2 protein-coding genes are annotated in these 895 nt (G+C 72.7%); one reads left to right on the plus strand and one right to left on the minus strand.

What is annotated here, in order from left to right; all coding sequences use genetic code 11:
• Positions 1–242 precede the first annotated feature (242 nt).
• Positions 243–617, minus strand: coding sequence for a TraR/DksA family transcriptional regulator (locus tag AC1D12_RS34290; RefSeq protein ID WP_477828341.1), 375 nt, complete (start codon positions 615–617; stop codon positions 243–245).
• A gap of 60 nt (positions 618–677) precedes the next feature.
• On the opposite strand from AC1D12_RS34290, the gene AC1D12_RS34295 reads away from it, so the two are divergent.
• Positions 678–839, plus strand: coding sequence for a hypothetical protein (locus AC1D12_RS34295; protein WP_477828340.1), 162 nt, complete (start codon positions 678–680; stop codon positions 837–839).
• The last annotated feature ends 56 nt before the right edge of the window (positions 840–895 follow it).

Raw genomic sequence — 895 nt, forward strand, 5'->3', positions numbered from 1 at the left:
GTCCAGCGCCGCACCGCCGCGTCGGCCTCGCGCCAGCTGAGCGCGACCCACCGGTTCGCGGCCGCGTCGTGGCGGCGGTAGGCGATGCCCTCGGGGCTGCGATGGACGCGCGCGTCGAACAGTTCGGTCAGCGTGCGGGCGTGGGACAGGATCGGATCGTCGAGAGTCATCGGGCCATTGTCAGCTCAGCTCGGGGCCGATGAGGCGGCACCGCGTGCACGCGGCCGGGGTCGCTCGACCGTTCACGGGCGATGCGTCCGTTCGTGCACCGACTGGCAGGCGGCGCAGCGCTGCGCCGCCGGCTGCGCCAGCAGCCGCTGCAGCGCGATCGGCTCGCCGCAGTCGGCGCAGTCGCCGTAGCTGCCGTGCTCCAGGCGCTGCAGCGCCGCCTCGGTCAGGCGCAACTCGTCGAGGTCGCGCTGCGCCTGCGCGTCGTCGATTTGCGCCGACTGGCTCTGCGTCGCCTCGTCCTTGCGGTCGATCACCTCGTGGCCGCCGGCCCGGCCGGCGTCCTGCTGCGCCATCCGCGCCGCGTGCACATCGGCCTGCAGGCCCTGCAGCCGGAACAGCAGCAGGCCGCGCAAGGCGTTCAGGTGGGTCTGGGTCGGCAGGTCCATGCGGTCTCCGTCGCGGGTTGGTGATCGGCCCGATTCTTTGGGGCAACCCGGCGCCGCGGCTTGAGCCACGTCAAGGAGACAACCGGGCACGCTGCCTATCGTGCGGCCTTCTTCCAGGAGAAACCCATGGCCCAGATGAAAGCCGCCGTCGTCCAAGCGTTCGGCCGGCCCCTCGAGATCGGCGACATCGAGGGCCGCATCGTGATGCGCATCGGCGCATGACGGCCGCGCTGCGCGACTGGTGGCTGCACCTGGCGGCCGCGCCGGCGAAGCAGGCC

Source organism: Rhizobacter sp. P1_G5 (genome assembly GCF_056405435.1).

Bases quoted from the DNA above. Each gene is read 5' to 3' on its own strand.
- AC1D12_RS34290 (WP_477828341.1), bottom strand. From the start codon at position 617: ATGGACCTGCCGACCCAGACCCACCTGAACGCCTTGCGCGGCCTGCTG.